This is a genomic window from Nonomuraea sp. NPDC005650, assembly GCF_040605375.1.
In the GTDB taxonomy this organism is placed as follows: Bacteria; Actinomycetota; Actinomycetes; order Streptosporangiales; family Streptosporangiaceae; genus Nonomuraea.
The window spans coordinates 289,882-310,061 of sequence record NZ_JBEXCR010000010.1 but is presented as its reverse complement, the minus strand read 5'-3'; the positions used below and the strand labels follow the sequence as shown (position 1 = coordinate 310,061).

Sequence of the window (20,180 nt, the reverse complement as noted above, 5' to 3'; positions counted from 1 at the left end):
ACATCGGATGATCAATGACGTCAATCTTCGGTCAGAGAGAGGACACCTCATGCACTTACCCGCAGTCCGGGCCGCTCTGGGCGGCGTCACCGTCGTCTGCGCGATGCTCCTCACCGCCCTCCCCGCCACTGCCTCCGCCGCATCGGCCTCGACCGCCCAGGCCGAGGTCGACCGCGCAGTGCTGCTGACCAAGGCGGACCAGCCCCCGGTCAGCGAGTCGTACGGGGAGCCATGGGTCAACCCGTACTTCGAGCCCGGCGTCACCGGCCCGACCTGCTGGGAGTACGGGCGCGACACCGGCGCGAGCGCGGGCGTCAGCGCGAGGTTCTCCACGCCGACGTGGTTCCACTCCTACAACGACGTCTGGGTCTTCCCGAACGCGGACGGCGCGGCGGCCTTCGAGCGGCAGTGGCGGGCCGACCTTGCGACCTGCGTCGACCGCAATCGGCCGGGCGAGACCGGCTCGGTGGTGTACGACATCACCGGCGCGGGTGAGGCGGACGGCGTGGAGGTCCTGCGGGTCACCGCCGCCACCAACCCGTACTCGACGCTGACGTACCACTTCTGGGTCGCCCTGGTCCGCCAGGGTCGTGCCGTGTACGCCGTCCAACTCCTCGACTACCGGCACGGCGACCCGCAGCTCATGCCCTTCGACGGCACCGTCGCCAAGATCAAGGCCAAGCTGGCCGAGCGCTACCCCTAGGGCCGCTCAGGCGACCGCCTCCGCGGGCAGGGCGGCGGCGGCGGTCGCCGGTCCGGAGCTCATCGGCCATCGTGGCGTGCGGGTCCCCCGTGCGAGCTACCCGCGAGTGTCCACCGTGCGGTGACGATTCCAGGTCGTCGGATCCCTAACGTTCTCGGCGTAGCCGCGGCGCTCCGGTCGCGGGATCTGGCAAGGGAGTCGTCATGCGGCTGTTGGAGCAGTTCGCGGCCGCCGGGGCTGCCCGGTGATCGAGCTCCGACGGGTCTCGGACCTATGGCAGCGGTGTGACGTCACGGTCCGGGACTTTCCGCTCGCGCTGCTGCTGGCCGTCGCGTCGTTCCTGCCGGCGCTCCAGAGCAGGGGGACGCAGTTGGGCGAGCTGCCGGCCCGCCCCTTCGACGCGCCGGCCGTCCTGGTGATCGCCCTCGAATGCCTTCCGCTGGCCGTGCGCCGACGGTGGCCGGCCGTCTGTGCCGTCCTGGTGCCGCTCGGCTTCGCCCTCGACCAGCTCTTCGCCTACCACACGTCGGCGGGCACCGCGCTGCCCGTCGCGCTGATGAGCGCGGGCGCCCATCTCGGACGTCACCGGCGCGGCACCGTGGTGCTCCTGTCCGCGGCGTACCTGGCGCTGGCGGTCGCGCTCAACCGGCTCGGCGGGACCGAGCCGCCGGAAGAGTTTGCGCTGTTCTACCTGGCGCTGGCCCTCGCGTGGGGCATCGGAGCCTGGCTGCGCTCCACCCGGGCCGCCGAGGCCGAACGCCGCCGCCACCTCGCCGAGGCCACCCGCGCGGCCGAACGCACCCGCATCGCCCGCGAGCTGCACGACGTCGTGACCCACCACGTGACGGCGATGGTCGTGCAGGCCGAGGCCGCACGCTACCTGACCGCCGCGCCCGAACGCCTCGACACGACTCTGAGCGCCGTCACCGACACCGGCCGGCGGGCCATCGCCGACCTGCGGCACCTGCTCGACCTGCTCAACCCCGAGCACGACGCCGACGTCAGGACGCCGTCCGCCGGCGACCTGCACGCGCTCGTCGAGCAGACGCGCCGGGCCGGGCAGCCGGTGGAGTTCACCGAGGGGGGCGACCCTGCGGAATCGGCCGGCAGCGCCGAGTTCGTGGCCTATAGGGTCGTGCAGGAAGCCCTGACGAACGCCCTCAAATACGCCCACGGCAGCCGCACCGTGGTCAGCGTGCGCTATCGCGAGAAGGAGATCATCGTGGAGGTCAGCACCGACGGCTCCGGCTCGCGGACCCGCTCACCGGGCGGGAGCGGGCGCGGCCTGGCCGGGCTCCGCGATCGGGTCGATGCCCTGGGCGGGGAGTTCAGCGCCGACCGGCAGGCGGACGGCGGCTTCGTCGTTCGGGCCCGCATCCCTGCCGGGAGCCCGTCGTGAACGCTCCGATCAGGGTCCTGGTCTGCGACGACCAGGCGCTGATCCGCACCGGGTTCGCGACGATCATCGACGCGCAGCCCGACCTGGAGGTGGTGGGGGAGTGCGGTGACGGCCGCGCCGCGGTCGACCTCGCCCGCCGCCTGAACCCGGACATCGTGGTGATGGACGTGCGGATGCCGGTGCTCGACGGCATCGGGGCGACCCGCCTGCTGGCCGGCGCCGGGGTGGCGGACCCCGTCAAGGTGCTGGTGGTGACGACGTTCAACCTGGACGAGTACGTGTACGAGGCGCTGCGCGCGGGGGCGAGCGGGTTCCTGCTCAAGGACGCCCCGCCGGCGCAGCTGCTGCACGGCATCCGCACCGTCGCGACAGGCGCCTCGCTGCTGGCACCCGAGGTGACGCGGCAGCTCGTCGGCAGGTACGCGTCCCGGATCCGCCCCGCCGAGGACACGCCGGACGACGTCGCGCTGACCCCGCGCGAGCTGGAGGTGCTGCGCCTCATCGCCGACGGCCGGTCCAACAGCGAGATCGCCGCGACGCTGGTGATCAGCCCGGAGACCGTCAAGACGTACGTGTCCCGCATCCTGACCAAGCTCGACCTGCGCGACCGCGTGCAGGCGGTCGTCTACGCCTACCGCAACGGCCTGGTGACCTGAGCCCTTCGAGTCACCATGGCGGAGCGAGCTTGTTCGCCGGCCCCGCCGGGGACCACAGCAGCTTCGCCAGCTCGGTACGGGAGGTGATGCCCAGCTTGGGGAAGGCGCGGTAGAGGTGGTAGCCGACGGTCCGCGGGCTGAGGAAGAGCCGGGCGGCGATCTCCCGGTTGGAGGCCCCCTGCGCGGCGAGGGACACCACGTGCCGCTCCTGCGGCGTCAGCCCGCGCAGCGCTTCCGGCAGCGGCTCCGCCGGGCTCGGCTCTCCCGCCGCGCTCAGCTCGGTCGCGGCCCGCTCCGCCCAGGGCATCCCGCCCAGCTGCTCGAACGCGGCCCGCGCGGCCCGCAGGTGAGAGCGGGCTTCGGACCTGCGCCTGATACGGCGGAGCCACTGCCCGTAGGCGAGCTCGGTCCTGGCCCGCTGGAAGGACGCCTGGGACGGGCCGTGCAGGTCGAGCGCGCCGACGAAGAGCGGCTCCGCCTCGCCGTCCGGCGCGACCAGCGCCCGGCACCGGAGCGCCACCGCGCCCACCCAGCGCTGGCGCGTGTCCTTCGCCCACTGCTCCAGCAGGGCGAGCGGCTCGACGGCGGCGCCGGGCAGGTCGGCCTGGACCGCCGCGTCCACCAGGTCGGCCGCGCAGCGGACCGCGATCACGGGGTGATGCGCGGGGCCGGCGACCACGCGTTCAAGGTGGTTCACCGCGGCGCTCGCCCGGCCCAGCCCCAGCTCCAGCAGGCCCAGCGCCCAGGTGGCCAGCGCGGCGCTGGCCGGCGCGTCGTGCTCGGCACAGTAGGCCAGGCTCGACTCGGCGTAGGCCCGGCAGCGCTTCTCGTCGCCGTTCATCGCGGCGATCAGCGCGACCACGCCGCTCAGGTGCCCGACCCGATGGGTCTGGCCGAGGTCGCCGGCGAGCTTCAGCCCCTCGGTGGCCTGCCTGAGCGCGTCGGCGTTGCGGCCGCTCAGCATGAGGGCATGGGCCTGGAGTTGCAGGGCGTATGGCAGGAGCCCCATCAGGTCCTGGTCGCGGCAGTCGGCCACCAGCGTGGAGGTGAGGCGCAGCGCCGATCCGGCGTCGGCGGCCATCAGGCCCAACGAGGTGGCGGTGATGGCCTGCTGGGTAGCCAGGGCGGGCGTGTGCTCGACCAGCTCGCCGATGGCGGCGAAACCGCTGAACGGGCCACCCGCCATGATCTTCGCCAGCGGCGGCAGCGACCGGGCCAGCGGGACGGACCAGGTGGGCTCGGCCTCCGATCGCGCGAAAGGGACTCGCGAAAGCTCCGGCGCCGCCCAGACGGCGGCGGCGATCTGGGTGGCCAGCCCCTCGTCGCCGCTGTAGCCGAACAGGCGGATCGCGTCGGCGATCATGACGATGGCCGTGGCGTGGTCGTCGTCGCCGATCCTGGCCGCCGAGTCCAGCAGCATCCGCGCGGCCTTGGCGGGCGAGCCGATCTCGGTCTCCACGGTCGCCAGCACGCGGGCGGCCGAGGCCAGCGTCGAGGGTTCGGCGCTCAGCTCGGTCGCGCGGGTCGCCAGGTCCGCCGCGCGGCGCAGCTGCCCGGCGTCGCACGCGGCGAGCGCGGCGGCGGCGAGGTGCCGGGCGCGCAGCTCGGGGTCGGTGGTCAGCTCGGCCGCGCGCTCCAGCGCCGACGACGTCCCGACGGCCGCCAGCTCGCGCGCGATCTCCGCGTCCGGCCCCAGCGCGGCGGCGGCGAGATGCCAGACCCGCCGCTCGGGCGACACCTCGGCCAGGGCCCGGTGCGCGGCGATACGGGCCGAGACCGGCGCGGACTGGTAGGCGGCGACCGGTATCAGCAGGTGGCGAGGGGTGAGCCCGCTCGGCCGCACTTCGACCAGCTGGGCGGTCTCGGCGGGCGCCAGATCGGCCGGGGTCACCCGGCCGGTCGTGAGAGGCCCGGCCGCGGCGAGAAGCCCCGACGCGGGGAGAAGCTCGGCCGCGGCGAGAAGTTCGGACAGGGTGGCCGCGGGGTCGGCGGCGGCCAGCAGGAGGAGTGAGCGGGTCCGCTCAGGCAGGGTACGTAATCGCTCGCCGTACAGCTGGTCGGCCCGCCTCGAACGCCCCGGCCAGCCGGTGTGGAGCCCCAGCGGCGACAGCCTGCCCTCGGCCTGCGCGGGGCTGATCCCCGCGGCCAGCTCGCGCAGGGCCAGCGGATTGCCGCGGGCGTCCCCGACGATCCGTGCCCGCACCTGCGGGACGATGCCCGGCCGGCACTCGGCGACGATGTTCAGCGCCGCCTGCCTGTCGATGCCCGGCAGGTCCAGCTCGTCGATCCCCCGCAGCGCGGGCAGCTCGCCCTGGGCGGCCACCAGGATCACCACGCGCGCCGCGGCGAGGCGGCGGACGCAGAAGGACAGGACCGCCAGGCTCTCCCGGTCCAGCCAGTGCGCGTCGTCGATCAGGCAGAGCACGGGCTGCCTTGCCGCCAGGTGGCGCAGGAGGTCCCAGACCGGCAGGTACGGCGGTTCCGGCGGGCCGTCCTGCTCGCCCAGGCGGTCGAGCACGTCGCGCTGCCGGGCGGGCAGGTGTTTCCAGCGCGGGCGGGTGGTCGCCAGCAGCATGTGCAGGCCGCCGTACGGGAGGTGCGACTCCTCCGGGCTGCCGGAGGCCCGGAGCACGATTTGATCACCGGCGCTCTCGGCCGCGAAGGCGAGCAGCGCGCTCTTGCCCGACCCGGCCTCCCCGCGGACCATCAGGGAACCGCTCTCACCAGCGAGAAGCCGCGTGATTCCGGCCTGCTCCGCGACGCGCCCGTGCAGCACGAGGCGAGAGTACCGGACTGGAAGTGGATCTCATACCTAACCGGGAACATTCAGGCGCGCTCGATCCACGTCACCCCTACGGATGTGGGACGGACGGGTCGCGATTACGGTCGCCGCCGGAGGTCGGCATGAGGAACCGTTGGGCCACGCGTCTTTGCGCTGCACTGACAGTGACCACCCTTGTCATAGGTGTCGCAGGTCAGGGAGCCCACGCGGCTCCCAGGGAGCCCACGCTCCCCGAGCAGTGGCCGGGCTCGGCGGCGAACCGCGCCCACCAGGCGGCGGTGGAGGCGACCCGGGCGAAGGCCGAGCTGCCGGAGCGGCCCGCCCCCGAGCCGCCCAAGGGCACCGTGCCCAGGGAGGCCCCGGAGCCGCCCAAGCCTGTCTCCCGGCTGTCGAACACACCGCAGCGGGTGGGCGCGGCGACTCGCAAGCCGGGCAAGAGCGAAGCCCACGGGTTCGTCGCCGCGCAGAGCCGGGTGGTGCCCACCCTGGGAGACGCGACGTCGAAGGTCTTCCAGAACCCCGACCACACCTACACCGTACGCACGTACTCCAGGCCAGTGCGTTATCAGACGGCCACGGGGGAGTGGGCGGACATCGACGTCAACCTGACCGGCGCGGACGGACGCTGGCGGCAGGCGGCCAACGACGTCGGGGTCGAGGTGGCCGACGACGCCGCCGACCCGCGGCTCCAATCGCTCACCTTGGACGGGGAGCACAGCCTGTCCTTCGCCCTCCAAGGGGCAACCAGCACCAAAGCCTCTGTTTCACGAAATGTCGCGAAATATCGTGGGGTGCTGCCTGAGACGGACCTCGAAGTCGAGGCCACCTGGGACGGTATCAAGGAGTCGCTGGTCCTGACCTCGCGCCAGGCCGCGACCGGCCCCTGGGACTTCCCCTTCCAGGCCAAGGGGCTGACGCCGCGAAGCTCGTCGCAGGGCGTGGAGTTCGTCGACGAGCATGGCGCCGTCCGCATCACCGTCCCCGCCGGATTCATGATCGACGCCAAGGGCGCCCGCTCCGACGCGGTCCGCTACACCCTCGTCGGCGACGTCCTGCGGGTCAGTGCCGACCAGAAGTGGCTGCGGGCCGAGGACCGCGCGTTCCCGGTGGTCGTCGACCCCTCCTCCTACGTGCGCATCACCAGCGGCGCCGCCTCCGACACGTACGTCGACAACCACTCCGGCGCGAACCACTCCGGCAGCGATCAGCTCCTGGTCGGCTCCCAGGACGGCACCAAGCGCAACAACGCCTACATCAACTTCAACCTCGCCTCCCAGATCCCCCACGCCTACGTGACCGGCGCCGCGCTCTTCCTGTACAACACCCTGTCGAACTCCTGCTCGGCCAACCCCGTCACGGTGAAGGCGATCAACAGCAGCTGGAACGTCGGCACGATCGCCTCCTATCCCGGCGTGACCCTCGGCGACACCTGGGGGTCGGCCAGCTTCACCGGCGGCGTCACCTGCGGCGGCGCCGGCTGGGCGTGGATCGGGATCAACAGCGCGGGCCTGTCCGCCCTGTCGGACTGGACCAACGGCGCGGGCAACAACGGCCTGGCGCTGACCGCCGACAGCTTCAAGGAGTTCGCCAGCGCCAACTCGGCCAACCCGCCCTACCTGCAGGTGGACTACAGCCCCTGGCGGGCGCTGTACGCGATCGACTCCGGTGCCACGATCGACCCGCCGGTGACGGCCAACAGCGCCGGCCGGCTCCCCGTCACGGTGATCAACAACGGGATGAACTCCTGGTCGCCAGGCACGGTCAAGCTGGGCTACAAGGTGTACACCACCGGCGGCACCTTCGTGGGCAGCTCCACCGCGGCCGCCGGGCTGCCCGGCACGGTCGCCAACAACGGCTCGGCGAAGGTGAGCGCCACGATCGACCCGCTCAACCCGGGCTCGTACCAGATCTGCTGGGACATGGTGGCGAACGGGCAGTTCTTCTCGGACTGGGGCGTACCCGTCTGGTGCGTGAGCCTGACCGTGGTGAACCTGCCGCCCCAGGTCGACTCGATGTGGCCGGGCAACGGGTACGTGGAGTCCACGCTGACGCCGGAGTTCACGGCCTCCGGCCATGACGGGGACGAGTGGCCCGGCGGTGAGCTGAACTTCATCTTCAACGTCTGCCTGGTCTCCGATCCCAACACGTGCCCCGCGGCCGGTCTGGTCACGGGCGACTCCAACACCGGTGCCCAGAGCGCGAGCTGGGCGGTGCCGCAGGGCAAGCTCAAGTGGGGCGAGCAGTACATGTGGCGCGTCCTGGTCACCGACGGCAAGGACTCCAGCCCGGCGTCCGGATGGAGCACGTTCCGCACGGTCGTGCCGCAGCCGCTGGTCTCCTCCCACGTCTCCGACAGCGCGGGCACGGCCGCCGTCAAGGGCATCGACCCGCTGACCGGCCAGTACGCGGCCACCACCACGGACGCGAGCCTCACCACCGCCGGTCCCGCGCTGGCGGTCACCCGCTCGTACAGCAGCCTGAACTCCCGCTCGGGGATGTTCGGCGTGGGTTGGACCACGGCCTACGACATGAAGATCGTCACTGACAACGACTTCACCGGCAACGTCGTGGTCACCTACCCCGACGGGCGGCAGGCGCGCTTCGGCCGCAACCCCGACGGCACGTACGCGCCGCCCGAGGGCCGGTCGGTGAGCTTGGTGAAGACCGATCTGGCCTGGTTCCTGCGCGACAAGTCCGGCGGCGCGTACGTGTTCGACCCGAACGGCCGGTTGACCGCGATCTACGACGACGACCAGCACGGCGAGTACCTCACCTACAACGGCGACGGCACCCTCGCCAAGGTCGTGAACAAGGTCAGCGGTCGCGGCCTCTACTTCACCTGGAACAGCGGGCTGGTGACCTCGGTCGCCACCGACCCCGCCCAGGGAGCGCCCGCGTGGACCTACGGCTACGGCTACGGCCTGCTCGCCCAGGTCTGCCCGCCGGGCACGACGACGGCCTGCACGAAATACACCTACAAGATGGTGTCGCACTACCGGACGGCCGTCATGGACGCCGCCCCCGCGATGTACTACCGGCTCCACCAGAGCACGACCAACGAGGCCCGGCTGTTCGTCGGCCAGGACGACGCGGAGGCGGTCAACCTGTCCTACGGCGCGGCGGGCGCCCCGGCCGGGACCGCGGACGGCTCGGCGACGTTCAACGGCACGAGCTCCTACGTGCGCATGCCGTACAGCGTCACCGACGAGACCACCTACGCGGCGGTCGGCATGTGGTTCAAGACGACCAAGGCCGGCGTGCTGTACGGCGCGCAGTCGAACACGCTGGAGGACTCCCGGGGCCCGCTGCCCTGGGGCTTCCTGCCGATGCTCTACGTCGGGACCGACGGGAAGCTGCACGGCCAGCTGGCCGACGACGGCAGCTGCGGATCGATGGCGTCGACCGCGGCGGTGAACGACGGGGCCTGGCACCACGTGGTGCTGACCTCCAGCGGAACCTGGCAGAGCCTGTACGTGGACGGGTCGATGGTGGCCAGCCGCACCAAGCAGGTCAAGGCGACCAAGCTGCCGTACGCCAGCATCGGGGCGGGCTACACGACCACCTCGGGCTGGTGCCCCGCCGCGCCCGCCGACGCGCGCGGCCACTTCACCGGCCAGATCGACGACCCCGCCTTCTACACCCACCCGCTCGGCTCCACGGCCGTCGCCGCCCAGTACGCGGCCGGCCAGTACACCGGCGTGCTGGAGACGGCCAAGCTGCCCTCGGGCAAGCTGCAGGCCACGCTCGCGTACGACACCCAGACCGACCGCGTCGCCTCGGTGATCGACGCGGGCGGCGGGCAGTGGAAGGTCTTCCCCGCCCAGACGCAGGCCAGCACCGAGTACTACCCGAGCGCGGTCCTGGGCGCCCGGCCGCGCGAGTACTACCGCCTCGCCGAGTACTCCGGCACCCGGGCGGCCAGCGCGGCGTACGGCGACGGGCGCGACACCGACGCGACCTACCACAACGTCTCCCTGAACCAGACCGCGCCCATCTTCCTGGCCACCGGCGGCGACACGGCCGCCGGGTTCAACGGCTCCACCTCCTACCTGGAGCTGCCCGACGGCGAGATCAAGGGCGGCGGCGACCTCTCGGCCGAGCTGTGGTTCAAGACCGCCAAGCCCGGCGTCCTGCTCGCCTACCAGGCCCAGGCCATCACCGACCCGGCCGGGCCGCAGGCCGGCTACACGCCCGCGCTGTACGTCGGGACGGACGGCAAGCTGCGCGGCCAGTTCTGGGACGGCGCCGCGGTCGCGCCGATCACCACGAGCAAGACCGTGACCGACGAGAGCTGGCACCACGTCGTGCTGACGGCCTCCGGCGGCACCCAGTGGCTCTGGCTGGACGGCTCCGTGGTCGGGACCAGGTCCAAGGGGCCGGTGTCCACGGTCGCGCAGAACCACGTCTACGTCGGCGCCGGCTTCATCGCCGGCAACTGGCCCGCCAAGCCGTCGGACACCCTGGGCCACTTCACCGGCACCATCGACGAGGTGGCGATCTACTGGAGCAGCCTGAGCACGGACGCGATCGAGGCGCACTACAAGGACGTCGCGACGTTCGGCATCCCCGCCACCACCGTGCTCGCCGCCGACCCGGGCAACAAGCCGATGGTCTACAGCTTCGACCCCCTGCACGGCGGCCGCCCGACCTCGCTGTACGACGCCTCGGGCGGCACCACGCGATACGGCTACGACCTCAACGGCAACCTGGCCTCGGTGACCGACCCGGACGGGCACACCACCCAGCTGTTCAACGACAGCCGGGGCAACCCGGTCATGAAGGTGACCTGCCGGGGGCCGCGCTCCTGCCAGACCTCCTACTTCACCTATTACCTGGACTCCGGCGACCCGCTGAACCCCCGCAACGACCGGCTCACCGGCGCGTACGACGCCCGGGCCAGCGCCGGGAACGACACGGCGCACCGCACCAGCTACACCTACGACATCTCGGGCGACCTGCTCAGCGTCACCACGCCTCCCGTGGGCGGATCCTCCGGTGGCCGCAGCACCAGATACGCCTACACCGACGGCACCGAGGCCGCCGTCGGCGGCGGCACCTCCCCGGACGGGCTGCTCGCCTCCGTGACCACCCCCGGCGGCAAGGTCACCCGGTACGGCTACCGCCAGAACGGCGACCTCGCCCAGGTGGTGGACCCGGCCGGGCTCACCACCAAGTACGACTACGACAGCGCCGGCCGGCCCACCGCCGTGACCGAGATCTCCGACACGTTCCCGAACGGCGTCGTCACCTCGATGGGGTACGACGCACTCAACCACCTGACCGCGACCGTCGGCCCCGCGACCACGGACGCGATCAGCGGGGTCAAGCACCTCCCGTGGGTCATCTACACCTACGACGTCGACGGCAACGTCACCAAGGTCGAGCGGATGGACCCCACCGGCAAGGACGTCACCCGCGCCACCGACTACACCTACGACTCGGCGGCGCGCGTCTCGTCCGTCAAGGACGCCGCGGGCAGCGTCACCACCTACAAATACGACTCCTACGGCAACCTCGCCGGCACCGTGGACGCCACCGGCGCCGACTACCGGCGCACCTACGGGCCGACCGGCCTGCTGCTGACCACCAGCCTCGCCAACTGGGTGGGCGACCCGCTGGACAACGACGCCGCCAAGGAGCTGGTCCTCGAATCCCGCGCCTACGACCCGGCGGGGCGCCTGGCCACGGTCACCGACGCCATGGGCCGTACCACCCGCTACCGCTACTACGACGACAACCTGCTCGAATCGGTCTGGGCAGAGGGCTTCCGCAACGCCGACGGGACCACCCGGGACATCCCGCTCCAGCAGAACACCTACGACAGCGCGGGCAACCTCATCCAGCGCGTCACCGGCAACGGCAAGAGCACGACCGCGTACACCGTGGACGCCGCCAACCGGACCACCGAGGCCCTGCTCGACCCCTCCGGCATCAAGCGCAAGACCACGTACGGCTACGACGATGACGACCGCCTGATCTCCCTGGTCCAGGCGCAGAACGGCGCCTTCACGTGGACCACGTTCGAGCACGACGCGCTGGGCCGGCCCCTCTCCCAGAAGGTCTGGGACGGCGACGAATGGCTCACGACCGCCTGGACCAGGGACCAGCGGGGCTTCGAGCGGACGATGACCGACCCGCGTGGCGGGGTGACCGACTACACCTACGACGAGGTGGGCCGGCTGACCACGACCAAGGCGCCGACGGTGGCCATCGAGCACCTGGGCAGCTCGCCGTACAACGTCAGGCCGACGACGCGGGCCGGCTACAACAGCTTCGGCGACGTCGTGACGAGCGAGGACGCCGAGGGCTACCGGACCACGATCACCTACGACGCCATGAGCCGGCCGCTCGTCCTCACCCTGCCCCCGTACACGCAGCTCGGCGCCGGTGCCACGGTGACCGGGAGCTCCACCAGGACGTACGACGCGCTGGGCCGCGTGACGAGCGTCGCGGACGCGCTCGGCCACGGCGACGCCTACACCTACAACCAGCTCGGCAACGTGGTCGCCACCACGGACGCGGCGGGCAACCGGTCGCGGTCGGGCTTCGACGCGGCCGGCGAATGGCTCTGGACGCGGGACCAGGCGGGCCGGGTGAGCGGGGCCACGTACGACGACCTCGGCCGCCGGATCTCCACCACCGCCGTCGAGCGCACACCGGCCGCGGCCGGGTTCACCACGGCCTACGAGTACGACGACGCGGGCAACCTGACCTACGTCACCACCCCGTCGGGCGCGCGCAGCCAGTTCGGCTACAACGCGGCGGGCGAGGTCGTGGCCGACGTCAACCCGCTGAACCAGGCCCGCTGGTACACCCGCGACCACGCCGGCCGGGTGACCAAGGCCCTCAACCCGGACGGCACCAGCAGCGCGCTCACGTACGACGGCGCCGGCCGGGCGACCGCGATGGCCGATCTCGACGCTTCGGGCAACTCGCTGCGGTCGATGACGCTCGGCTACGACGCGGGGAGCAACCCGGTCACCGTCAGCAGGCCCGGCGGCGGGGTCACCACCTACGACTACGACGCGCTGAACCGGCTGACCGGCCAGCACGAGAAGACCACGTCCACGCGCACCGTCAACACGACGTTCGGCTACGACGCGGTGGGCAACCGCACCCGCTTCACCGACGGCAACGGCAACGCGACCACGTTCGCCTACAACCCGTGGAACCTCCAGACGACGATGCTCGTCCCGGCGACCACGACCTACACCGCGGTCACCGACCGCCGGACGATCACCGACTACGACGCGGCCGGCCGCCCCGTCCAGGTCACCAAGCCGGGCGGGGTCACCCTCGGCCGCACCTTCGACGCGCTGGACCGGCTCACCGCGGAGACCGGCGCGGGCGCCGAGACCGGCACGACCGCCCACAGCTTCGGCTACGACGCCATCGGCCGGCTGACCTCGGCCGGGGGCAACACCTTCGGCTACGACGATCGCGATCACCTCGTCAGCACGGCGGGGCCGTCCGGCGCGGCGTCCTTCACCTACGACGCCGACGGCCGGATGAAGACCCGTACCGACAAGGCGGGCACGGCCGCCTACGACTACGACGCGGGAAGCCGCCTCACCACGGTCCGTGACCCGCTCACCGGCGGGACCTCGACCTACTCCTACGACTCGATGGATCAGCTCAAGGGGGTGGACTACGGCGGCGCCAAGCGCTCCTTCGAGTACGACGCGCTGCACCGGCCCACCTCCGACACGCTCAAGACCGGCGCGGGCGCGACGCTGGCCGCCATCGCCTACGGCTACGACGACGCCGACCGGCTCACCAGCAAGACCACGACCGGTACGGCAGGAGCCGGGGCCAACACCTACGGCTACGACCTGGCGGGCAGGCTGACGTCGTGGAACTCGGTCGCCTACGAGTACGACGACGCGGGCAACCGGACCAAGGCCGGCCCGGCCGCCGCCGTCTACGACGCGCGCAACCAACTGGTCTCCGACGGATCGGCCGGCTACTCCTACTCGGCGCGCGGCACCCTGAGATCCAGGACGCCGACCGGCGGGAGCGCGAGCGCGACGAGCTACGACGCGTTCGACCGGATGATCAGCGACGGTGCCACGACCTACGCCTACGACGGGCTGGACAGGCTCACGTCCGCCGCGGGCGTCGCGTTCAGCTACTCCGGGATGGGCAACACTCCGGCCGCGGCGGGTGCCGAGCTCTACGGCAGGGACCCGGCGGGCGACGTCGTTTCCGTCGCGGGCCTGTACGCCTACACCGACCGGCACGGCGACCTCACCGCCACCTTCACCGGCGCGGGCGCGCCGGCCGACTCTGTGGCCTACGACCCGTACGGGAAGGTCGTGGCCAGCTCGGGCACCAGGCGGGGCATCGGCTACCAGGGCGGCTGGACCGACCCGGCCAGCGGCAAGGTCAACATGGCCGCCCGCTGGTACGACCCGGGAACCGGCGCGTTCCCCAGCAGGGACACGCTCGAAGTGGATCCGGTGCCGTCGGTGAGGGGCAACCGCTTCACCTACGCGGACGGCGACCCGATCAACCGGATGGACCCGACCGGCCACTTCGGCTGCCCCGCCTTCGTGTGCGGCACCGCCAAGGACGTGATCAGGGTCGTCAAGGTGGACATCGCCAAGCCGATCCTGACCGCGGCCGACTTCGTCCTCACCGGTGGCGGGGAGGCCGGCGCGGCCGCGCGCGGCTCACGGGCCTGCGGCCCGGCCTGGCTCTACTGCCTCGCGGCGGTCGGCGTCGGCGCCGGCCTCGGCTACCTGGGGGGCAAGTGGTGGCAGAACAACTGGTGGAAGGGGTGGCCGGACGGCAGCGGGCCGTACATCGAATACCCGGGCGGCGGCAGCTCGCCCGGCAAGGGCGGCACGTCCGGCGACCCGGACGGGGACACGACCCCCGACCCGGGCAAGAACGGCAAGACGCCCAAGGTGACTCCCCCTCCGCCGCCCCCGCCGCCCACGCCTCAGGAGCTCGCCGACATCGCCGCGAAGACGCGCGCGACCAGGCCGGGCCCCATCGACCACGACCGGCTGCCCGGCCCGGCGGGCACCTCGCTGGCCGACGCGCTCGACAAGGGGCTCACGCACAGAGTCGACAACGCCATCGACAAGATCCTGGACAAGGTCGGCGTGGCCTTCACGCCGGCCGAGGCCGGGGCGGGTGACGGGCAGCCCAACGGCGGGTTCGACCCGGCCCCGCACGTCGTCGGCCAGTGCTCCGGGGTGTTCGGCGCGGACGCGATGCAGGACTGCCGCGTCGATCCCGGCCCGGCCGTCCCGCCGGACCCGATGGTGCAGCTGGACCCCTGCCGCGGCGTTACGGGTGCCGGCTCCGCCTGCCTCTCCACGCCCGGGCCGCTGGGGAACGCGGGCTCCGGCGGCGCCGGCGCCGGGGCGGGCGGGCCGCTCGCCGGCGCGGCCGCCGACGACTTCGTCACGCTGGGACGCGCCGGAGACCGGCCGCGCTGGAACGCCAGACTCCCGATGAACATGGACACGGTCCGGCGGGTGGCCCAGGACTGGAGCATCAGGATCGACGACCTGACCATCAAGATCGACAAGAGGATGGACGGGCTGGCCGGGGTGACCTATCCCGATCAGACGGTCCTGCTCCGGCGAGCGGCCTTCCGCAGCGAGGAACTGCTGGCCCGCACCCTCGCCCACGAGCGGTACCACGTGGAGGACCTGCGCAAGGGCGGCTCCTATCCGAGGACCGCCGAAGAAGCGCGCCCGTGGGAGGACCGGGCCTACGCCTACGAGGACGAGTGGTGGGACAACCATCCACGTAACCAGTGACGGTATATCTAACGGTGAAGACAGCAGCAGCGAGCACCGAGGCGGACCCGTTGCCGAACACCCATGACGAGGCGCTCCGATGGGAGAGCTGGCTGCACGCTTACGAGCAGGCCCGTGACGAGCTGCCCGGACCGATCTCCGGGCACTGCCCGAACTGCGGACGGGCCTGCCTCCGCCTGGTGTACCGGCTCAGGATCCCTCGCCTGCTCATCGGTGAGGCCCACTTCTGGTGTGACCACTGCCTGAAGGGGCCTTACCTGGGCAGCGTCGAGATCCCAGAAGCCGTCGCGGGGGAGGCGGACGAGCAGGCGTACCAGCGGCTGAGCGCCACGATCCCGGACTACGAGCTCATCCCCCCTGCGGCGTCCTCACCGCCGTAGGCTCACCGGTCCGGCTTTTCCGGGCGTTCGATCCGGGTGGGGTTGCCGCGTACGAGCTCATCGTGGATGCGCCAGCGGGCGGTGGTCGCGGCGAGCCCGGCCGCCTCGTCGCCGTGCTCGATGCGCTGTCGCAGCAGCCGCATGGCGATGCGGCGGTTGAGGCTGAACTGCCGCTCGGTGTCGACCACGACGACGATCCCCGTGGGCCGGTGGGTCGCCCGTACCGCCGTGCTGGCCTTGTTGCGATGTTGGCCGCCTGGGCCGCCGGTGCGGCAGGCGACGATGTCGACGTCCGCTTCCGCGAACGCCGTGTGCGGGGTGTCGACCTGGCACGGTTGGGCGATGACGTACCAGTTCTTTCGGCCGGTACTGGCCCGGTAGGGGCTGGGGGCCTGCCAGCACAGGGTCCCGGTCCACGAGGCGGCGAACGCCTCGGCGCCGGCTCCGGCGATCTGGACGAGGACCGACCGGTAGGTGCCGGGCCGGTCGCCGGGAACGGTCTGGGCCCGGTGGGTCTCCAGGTTCTGCCGGGTGGCGTCGGCCTCCAGGCGGTGCAGCAGCTGGGCCAGCGCCCAGGCGCACTCCTGCGGGCCACGCCCGGCCGACAGGAGCAGGTGGACGCTCACGACCGGGCTCGCTTGCGGCGGCGGTCCCTCTGGGGCGCGGACCCGAGGTCGGGCGTCTTGTAGGTGACGAGGGGGATCGTGGTGGCCACGGGCGTGGCCAGGTCATGCTCGACGAGGTCGGCGATGACCTGCTCGATGTGCTTGTAGGCCGTCGGTGCCTCCTCGAAGAGCAGTTGGCGGTCGCCGCACACCACCAGCGACCCCATCGGGGTGCGGCGCAGCTCCTCGACCGTGTGCTTGGCCTTGCCCCGGCGCAGGGCGTCGGTACGCGACATCTTGCGGCCCGCGCCGTGCGCCACGGAATGGCCGGCGTCCGGCCCGGCGTGGGCGGCCACGAGGTAGGAGGGGGTGCCTCGCGTACCGGCGATGAGCACGTCGCGGCCGTCACCCGGCGCGGCCCCCTTGCGGTGCAGGTAGCTGCCGTCGCGGACCTCGACCAGGTTGTGACACTGGTCGACGATCGGCTCGGTGGGCTCGAACCCCAGCGCGTGGGCGACCCGGGCGGCCAGCAGCCGCCGGTTGAGGGATCCCCAGCGTACGGCGTCGTCGTGCATCGCCAGGTAGGCGCCGGGATCGGGGGCGGGGCCCGCGCCGTGGACCTCGGTGTGCGCCCGCAGGATCCGTTCGCCCAGCCCCCGGGAACCGCTGTGGACGATGAGAACCAGGTCGCCGGCGGCGAGTCCGAGACGGCTCGCGTGGTCCGGCTCGAAGACGGTCCCGATCCGCGCCAGCTCGACGAAGTGGTTGCCCCGGCCGACCGTCCCGAGGCCCTCGACGTGACCTGCGGGAATGTCGCCCTTGACCACGGCCCAGGCCGGGTCGTCGGCATCCTGCTCGGGGTCGAGCGGTCGATCGAGATCGGGGAAGCGGGCGGCGAGCTTCTCGGGTGCGGCGCGCTTGAGCTTGACGGGGAACACGGCGATGCCGCAGCCGATGTCGGAGCCCACCAGGAACGGGTAGAGGACGGTCGAAGCCATGGCGGCGCCGATGGGTGCGCCCTTGCCGGGGTGCAGGTCCGGCATGGCGGCGACGTGCGTCATGCCGTCGAGGGCGGCCACCTGGCGGCACTGATCGAGGGCGTCGGACTCGATCCAGCTGGCGGGGGAGGCGAACACGGTGACGGTGGCCGGGGTGGACGGCGGCAGGGAGTGTTGCTGAGACAAAGACGCTCTCTTCGCTGAGCGGACTACGGGCGGGCGGCATTACGGCGCGAGTCGGCGCCGTGGCATCTGGGGTAGCGGGTGCTGTCCGTCAGAGCATCATGGACATCACGTTCCCTGAGCCCGCCATGCCGAGGCAAACGGTTTTCGGCCGGAAGCCGGACGGTTTTCGTGCCCGCGTCCATGCCGGGCATCCGGAGCGGTGCGCGTTCGGGGGACGGTCGTGCGGTGGCCGAGGTCTCGGCCGGGAGGGTCGCTCGGGGCGCGGGCCTGTCCGGTCACCGCGGCGACCGGCTGCGACGGACGTTGTGGTCACGGGGATTTGTGTGCATTGTCCGGCGTAGGCTTTGGACCCTTGGCGTGCCCGGTGAGGCGGCGCGACGCAGGGGGGTGATTGCGTGCACCAGGAAGGCGCCACGCGTGCGGGCCGCCGCGGCTCCGGTGTGGCGCGCCTGTCGCGGGTCAGAGGGTTCGCGGCGGTCGCGATCTTCGCCGTGGTCTGGAGCGTCGTGATCGAGGCCGCCCCGGTCGTGCGGGTGACGGGGAACGCGCGAGCCGGTGACACCGTCGCCCCCGCGAAGGCGCCCGCCAAGGTGCCGGAAGAGGTGCCCGAAGAGGTGAGCTCCATCGTGGGGCTGGGCGATTCGGTGCCGGCGGGCTCCGCGTGCGACTGTGACACCTTCGTCTCGCTGATCAGGCAAGCCCTGGCGACGCGGCAGGGCACCGCCGTGGCCGCCGACAACCTGGCCACCGGAGGGCTCACCACGCAGGGGCTGCTCGACCAGGTGGACGGCGGATCGGCGACGGACGCCATCGGGAAAGCCGACCTGGTGATCATCACCATCGGCGCCAACGACTTCGACAGCACCTCGCTCGGGGACGACGACTGCGCGGGCCTGGCCTGCTACAAGAACGACCTCGCGCGACTGCGCGCCAACGTGGACGGCATCCTCGGCAGGGTTCGCGCGCTGCAGACCCGCCCGCGCAGCCGGATCGTCGTCACTGGCTACTGGAACGTGTTCCTGGACGGCGACAGCGCCCGGGCCAAGGGGGCGACGTACGTGTCCGGCAGCGACGCCCTCACGCGCGCGGTGAACCGGACCCTCGCCGAGACGGCCGCGGCGAAGGGCGCGCGGTACGTCGACGTCTACGGCCCTTTCAAGGGCGACGGCTCCCGGGACGACACCCCGCTGCTGGCCGCCGACGGTGATCACCCCAACGCCGCCGGACATCGGGTCATCGCCGACTCCATCCTGTCCGCCCTCGCCGCGAACGGGCGGCGATGAAAGATTCAGCCGCGGGTGCCGGCCGGTGGAGCGGTGAGCTGCCTGGTCAGGCGTGCGGGTGGCGGGTGCGGTCGTAGGCGCGGGGGAGGGGCCGGCGTTGACACTTCGGCGGGATCCCGCGAAACATCGTCGTCAAGAGACGGTTTGGGAGCGCTCCCATAGGCGCCCCGTCGAGTCCCGAAGGCGAGCGATGTCATGTCCGTTCCCCTCACGCTGCCTGCCCGGCTCTGGGCGGTCATCGCCTGCGTAGCCCTGGCGATCGGTGGCATCGCCGTGACCGTCCCCGCCTCGGCGGACACCGGCTGCAAGGTGGACTACACCGTCAACTCGTGGCAGGGCGGCTTCACCGCGCAGGTGAAGGTGACGAACCTGGGGACGGCGCTCACCGGGTGGCGGCTGCGGTGGACGTACACGGGGGACCAGCGGGTGACGAGCGCGTGGAACGCGCAGGTGCAGCAGACCGACAGGGTGGTGACGGCGGCCAACGTGGCCTGGAACGGCGCGCTGGCCACCGGCTCCAGCGCCGAGTTCGGCCTGCAGGCCACCTGGTCGGCGGCCAACCCCGCGCCCACCGACTTCACGCTCAACGACGTGACCTGCAACGGCACCACCACCCCGAGCCAGACCCCCACCGTCACACCCACGGTCACCCCGACCGTCACCCCGACCGTGCCGCCCGGCTGCTCGGGGGCGGCGGTCTGCTCGGGGTTCGAGGACCAGGCGGGCAGCCCGTCCGGCGACTGGCAGGTCGTCACCCCCAACTGCGCCGGCACCGGCACGGCCGTGATCGACACCGCGGTCGCGCACAGCGGCGGCAAGTCCCTGCGGGTCAACGGGGGCGGCGGCTACTGCAACCACCTCTTCGTCGGCACCACCCGCGACGTCTCCCGCGTCGGCCCGGTGGTCTACGCCAGGATGTGGGTCCGGCACACGGCCGCCCTGCCCGCGACGCACGTCAGCATGATCACCATGGCGGACGCCGGCGACGGCAACCGCGACCTGCGCATCGGCGGCCAGAACGGCGCCCTGCAGTGGAACCGCGAATCCGACGACGCCACCCTGCCCGAGCAGAGCCCGGCGGGGGTCGCCCTCAGCGTCGCGCTGCCCGTCAACCGCTGGGTCTGCCTCCGCTACGAGATCGACACCACCAAGCAGTCGATGCGGACGTACCTGGACGATCAGGAGGTCGCCGGCCTGCGCGTGGACGGCACCCCGACCCAGGATGTCGACTCCCAGTGGCTGCGCCGCACCACCGCGCCGCGCCCGGCCACGCTGCGGCTGGGCTGGGAGAGCTACGGCAACGACCAGGACACCCTCTGGTACGACGACGTGGCCCTCGGCTCGGCCCCGCTGTCCTGCTGAGGGGCAGGTCGGATATCGAATGCTGACAGGTCCTACCGTGACCTACGCTG

At 72.2% G+C, this 20,180-nt stretch carries 10 protein-coding genes; 7 read left to right on the top strand and 3 right to left on the bottom strand.

The genetic code is table 11. The annotated features are described in order from the left end of the window. Positions 1-49 precede the first annotated feature (49 nt). From ABZS69_RS19825 to ABZS69_RS19815, 3 genes are all read left to right on the top strand, one after another. Complete coding sequence (locus tag ABZS69_RS19825) at positions 50-703, top strand: hypothetical protein (protein ID WP_355374119.1); 654 nt, start codon at positions 50-52, stop codon at positions 701-703. 244 nt (positions 704-947) lie between these two features. Further along, positions 948-2,102: a histidine kinase gene (locus ABZS69_RS19820; RefSeq protein WP_355374117.1), complete on the top strand. Its 1,155-nt coding sequence runs from the start codon at positions 948-950 to the stop codon at positions 2,100-2,102. After that, entirely contained in the window at positions 2,099-2,758 is a 660-nt protein-coding gene (locus ABZS69_RS19815; protein WP_355374113.1) for a response regulator transcription factor, read from the top strand. The genes ABZS69_RS19820 and ABZS69_RS19815 overlap by 4 nt, the downstream gene beginning before the upstream one ends. 10 nt (positions 2,759-2,768) lie before the next feature. Here the strand turns inward: ABZS69_RS19815 and ABZS69_RS19810 are convergent, their stop codons facing one another. Next, positions 2,769-5,534: a LuxR family transcriptional regulator gene (locus tag ABZS69_RS19810; RefSeq protein WP_355374110.1), complete on the bottom strand. Its 2,766-nt coding sequence runs from the start codon at positions 5,532-5,534 to the stop codon at positions 2,769-2,771. 170 nt (positions 5,535-5,704) lie between these two features. Here ABZS69_RS19810 and ABZS69_RS19805 point away from each other — a divergent pair, with 170 nt between their 5' ends. Both ABZS69_RS19805 and ABZS69_RS19800 read left to right on the top strand, forming a co-directional pair. Then, positions 5,705-15,316 carry a LamG-like jellyroll fold domain-containing protein gene (locus ABZS69_RS19805; protein WP_355374107.1) on the top strand — a complete coding sequence of 3,204 codons (9,612 nt, stop codon included), beginning with the start codon at positions 5,705-5,707 and terminating at the stop codon, positions 15,314-15,316. A gap of 14 nt (positions 15,317-15,330) precedes the next feature. Next, on the top strand, positions 15,331-15,696 hold the full coding sequence (locus ABZS69_RS19800; RefSeq protein ID WP_355374104.1) for a hypothetical protein: 366 nt from the start codon (positions 15,331-15,333) through the stop codon (positions 15,694-15,696). 2 nt (positions 15,697-15,698) lie between these two features. On the opposite strand, the gene prfH is transcribed toward ABZS69_RS19800, so the two are convergent. Together prfH and ABZS69_RS19790 are read right to left on the bottom strand one after the other, a co-directional pair. Beyond that, positions 15,699-16,322 (bottom strand): peptide chain release factor H, encoded by a 624-nt coding sequence (gene prfH, locus ABZS69_RS19795; protein WP_355374101.1) that lies wholly within the window; start codon positions 16,320-16,322, stop codon positions 15,699-15,701. Further along, positions 16,319-17,485 (bottom strand): RNA ligase RtcB family protein, encoded by a 1,167-nt coding sequence (locus tag ABZS69_RS19790; RefSeq protein WP_355374098.1) that lies wholly within the window; start codon positions 17,483-17,485, stop codon positions 16,319-16,321. Before ABZS69_RS19790 ends, prfH begins: the two co-directional genes overlap by 4 nt. Positions 17,486-17,880: 395 nt before the next feature. Here ABZS69_RS19790 and ABZS69_RS19785 point away from each other — a divergent pair, with 395 nt between their 5' ends. Both ABZS69_RS19785 and ABZS69_RS19780 read left to right on the top strand, forming a co-directional pair. Beyond that, complete coding sequence (locus ABZS69_RS19785) at positions 17,881-18,768, top strand: SGNH/GDSL hydrolase family protein (protein WP_355374096.1); 888 nt, start codon at positions 17,881-17,883, stop codon at positions 18,766-18,768. A 195-nt stretch (positions 18,769-18,963) separates the two neighbouring features. Further along, positions 18,964-20,130: a cellulose-binding domain-containing protein gene (locus tag ABZS69_RS19780; RefSeq protein WP_355374093.1), complete on the top strand. Its 1,167-nt coding sequence runs from the start codon at positions 18,964-18,966 to the stop codon at positions 20,128-20,130. The last annotated feature ends 50 nt before the right edge of the window (positions 20,131-20,180 follow it).

Bases quoted from the DNA above. Each gene is read 5' to 3' on its own strand.
- ABZS69_RS19780 (WP_355374093.1), top strand. From the start codon at position 18,964: ATGTCCGTTCCCCTCACGCTGCCTGCCCGGCTCTGGGCGGTCATCGCC.
- ABZS69_RS19825 (WP_355374119.1), top strand. From the start codon at position 50: ATGCACTTACCCGCAGTCCGGGCCGCTCTGGGCGGCGTCACCGTCGTC.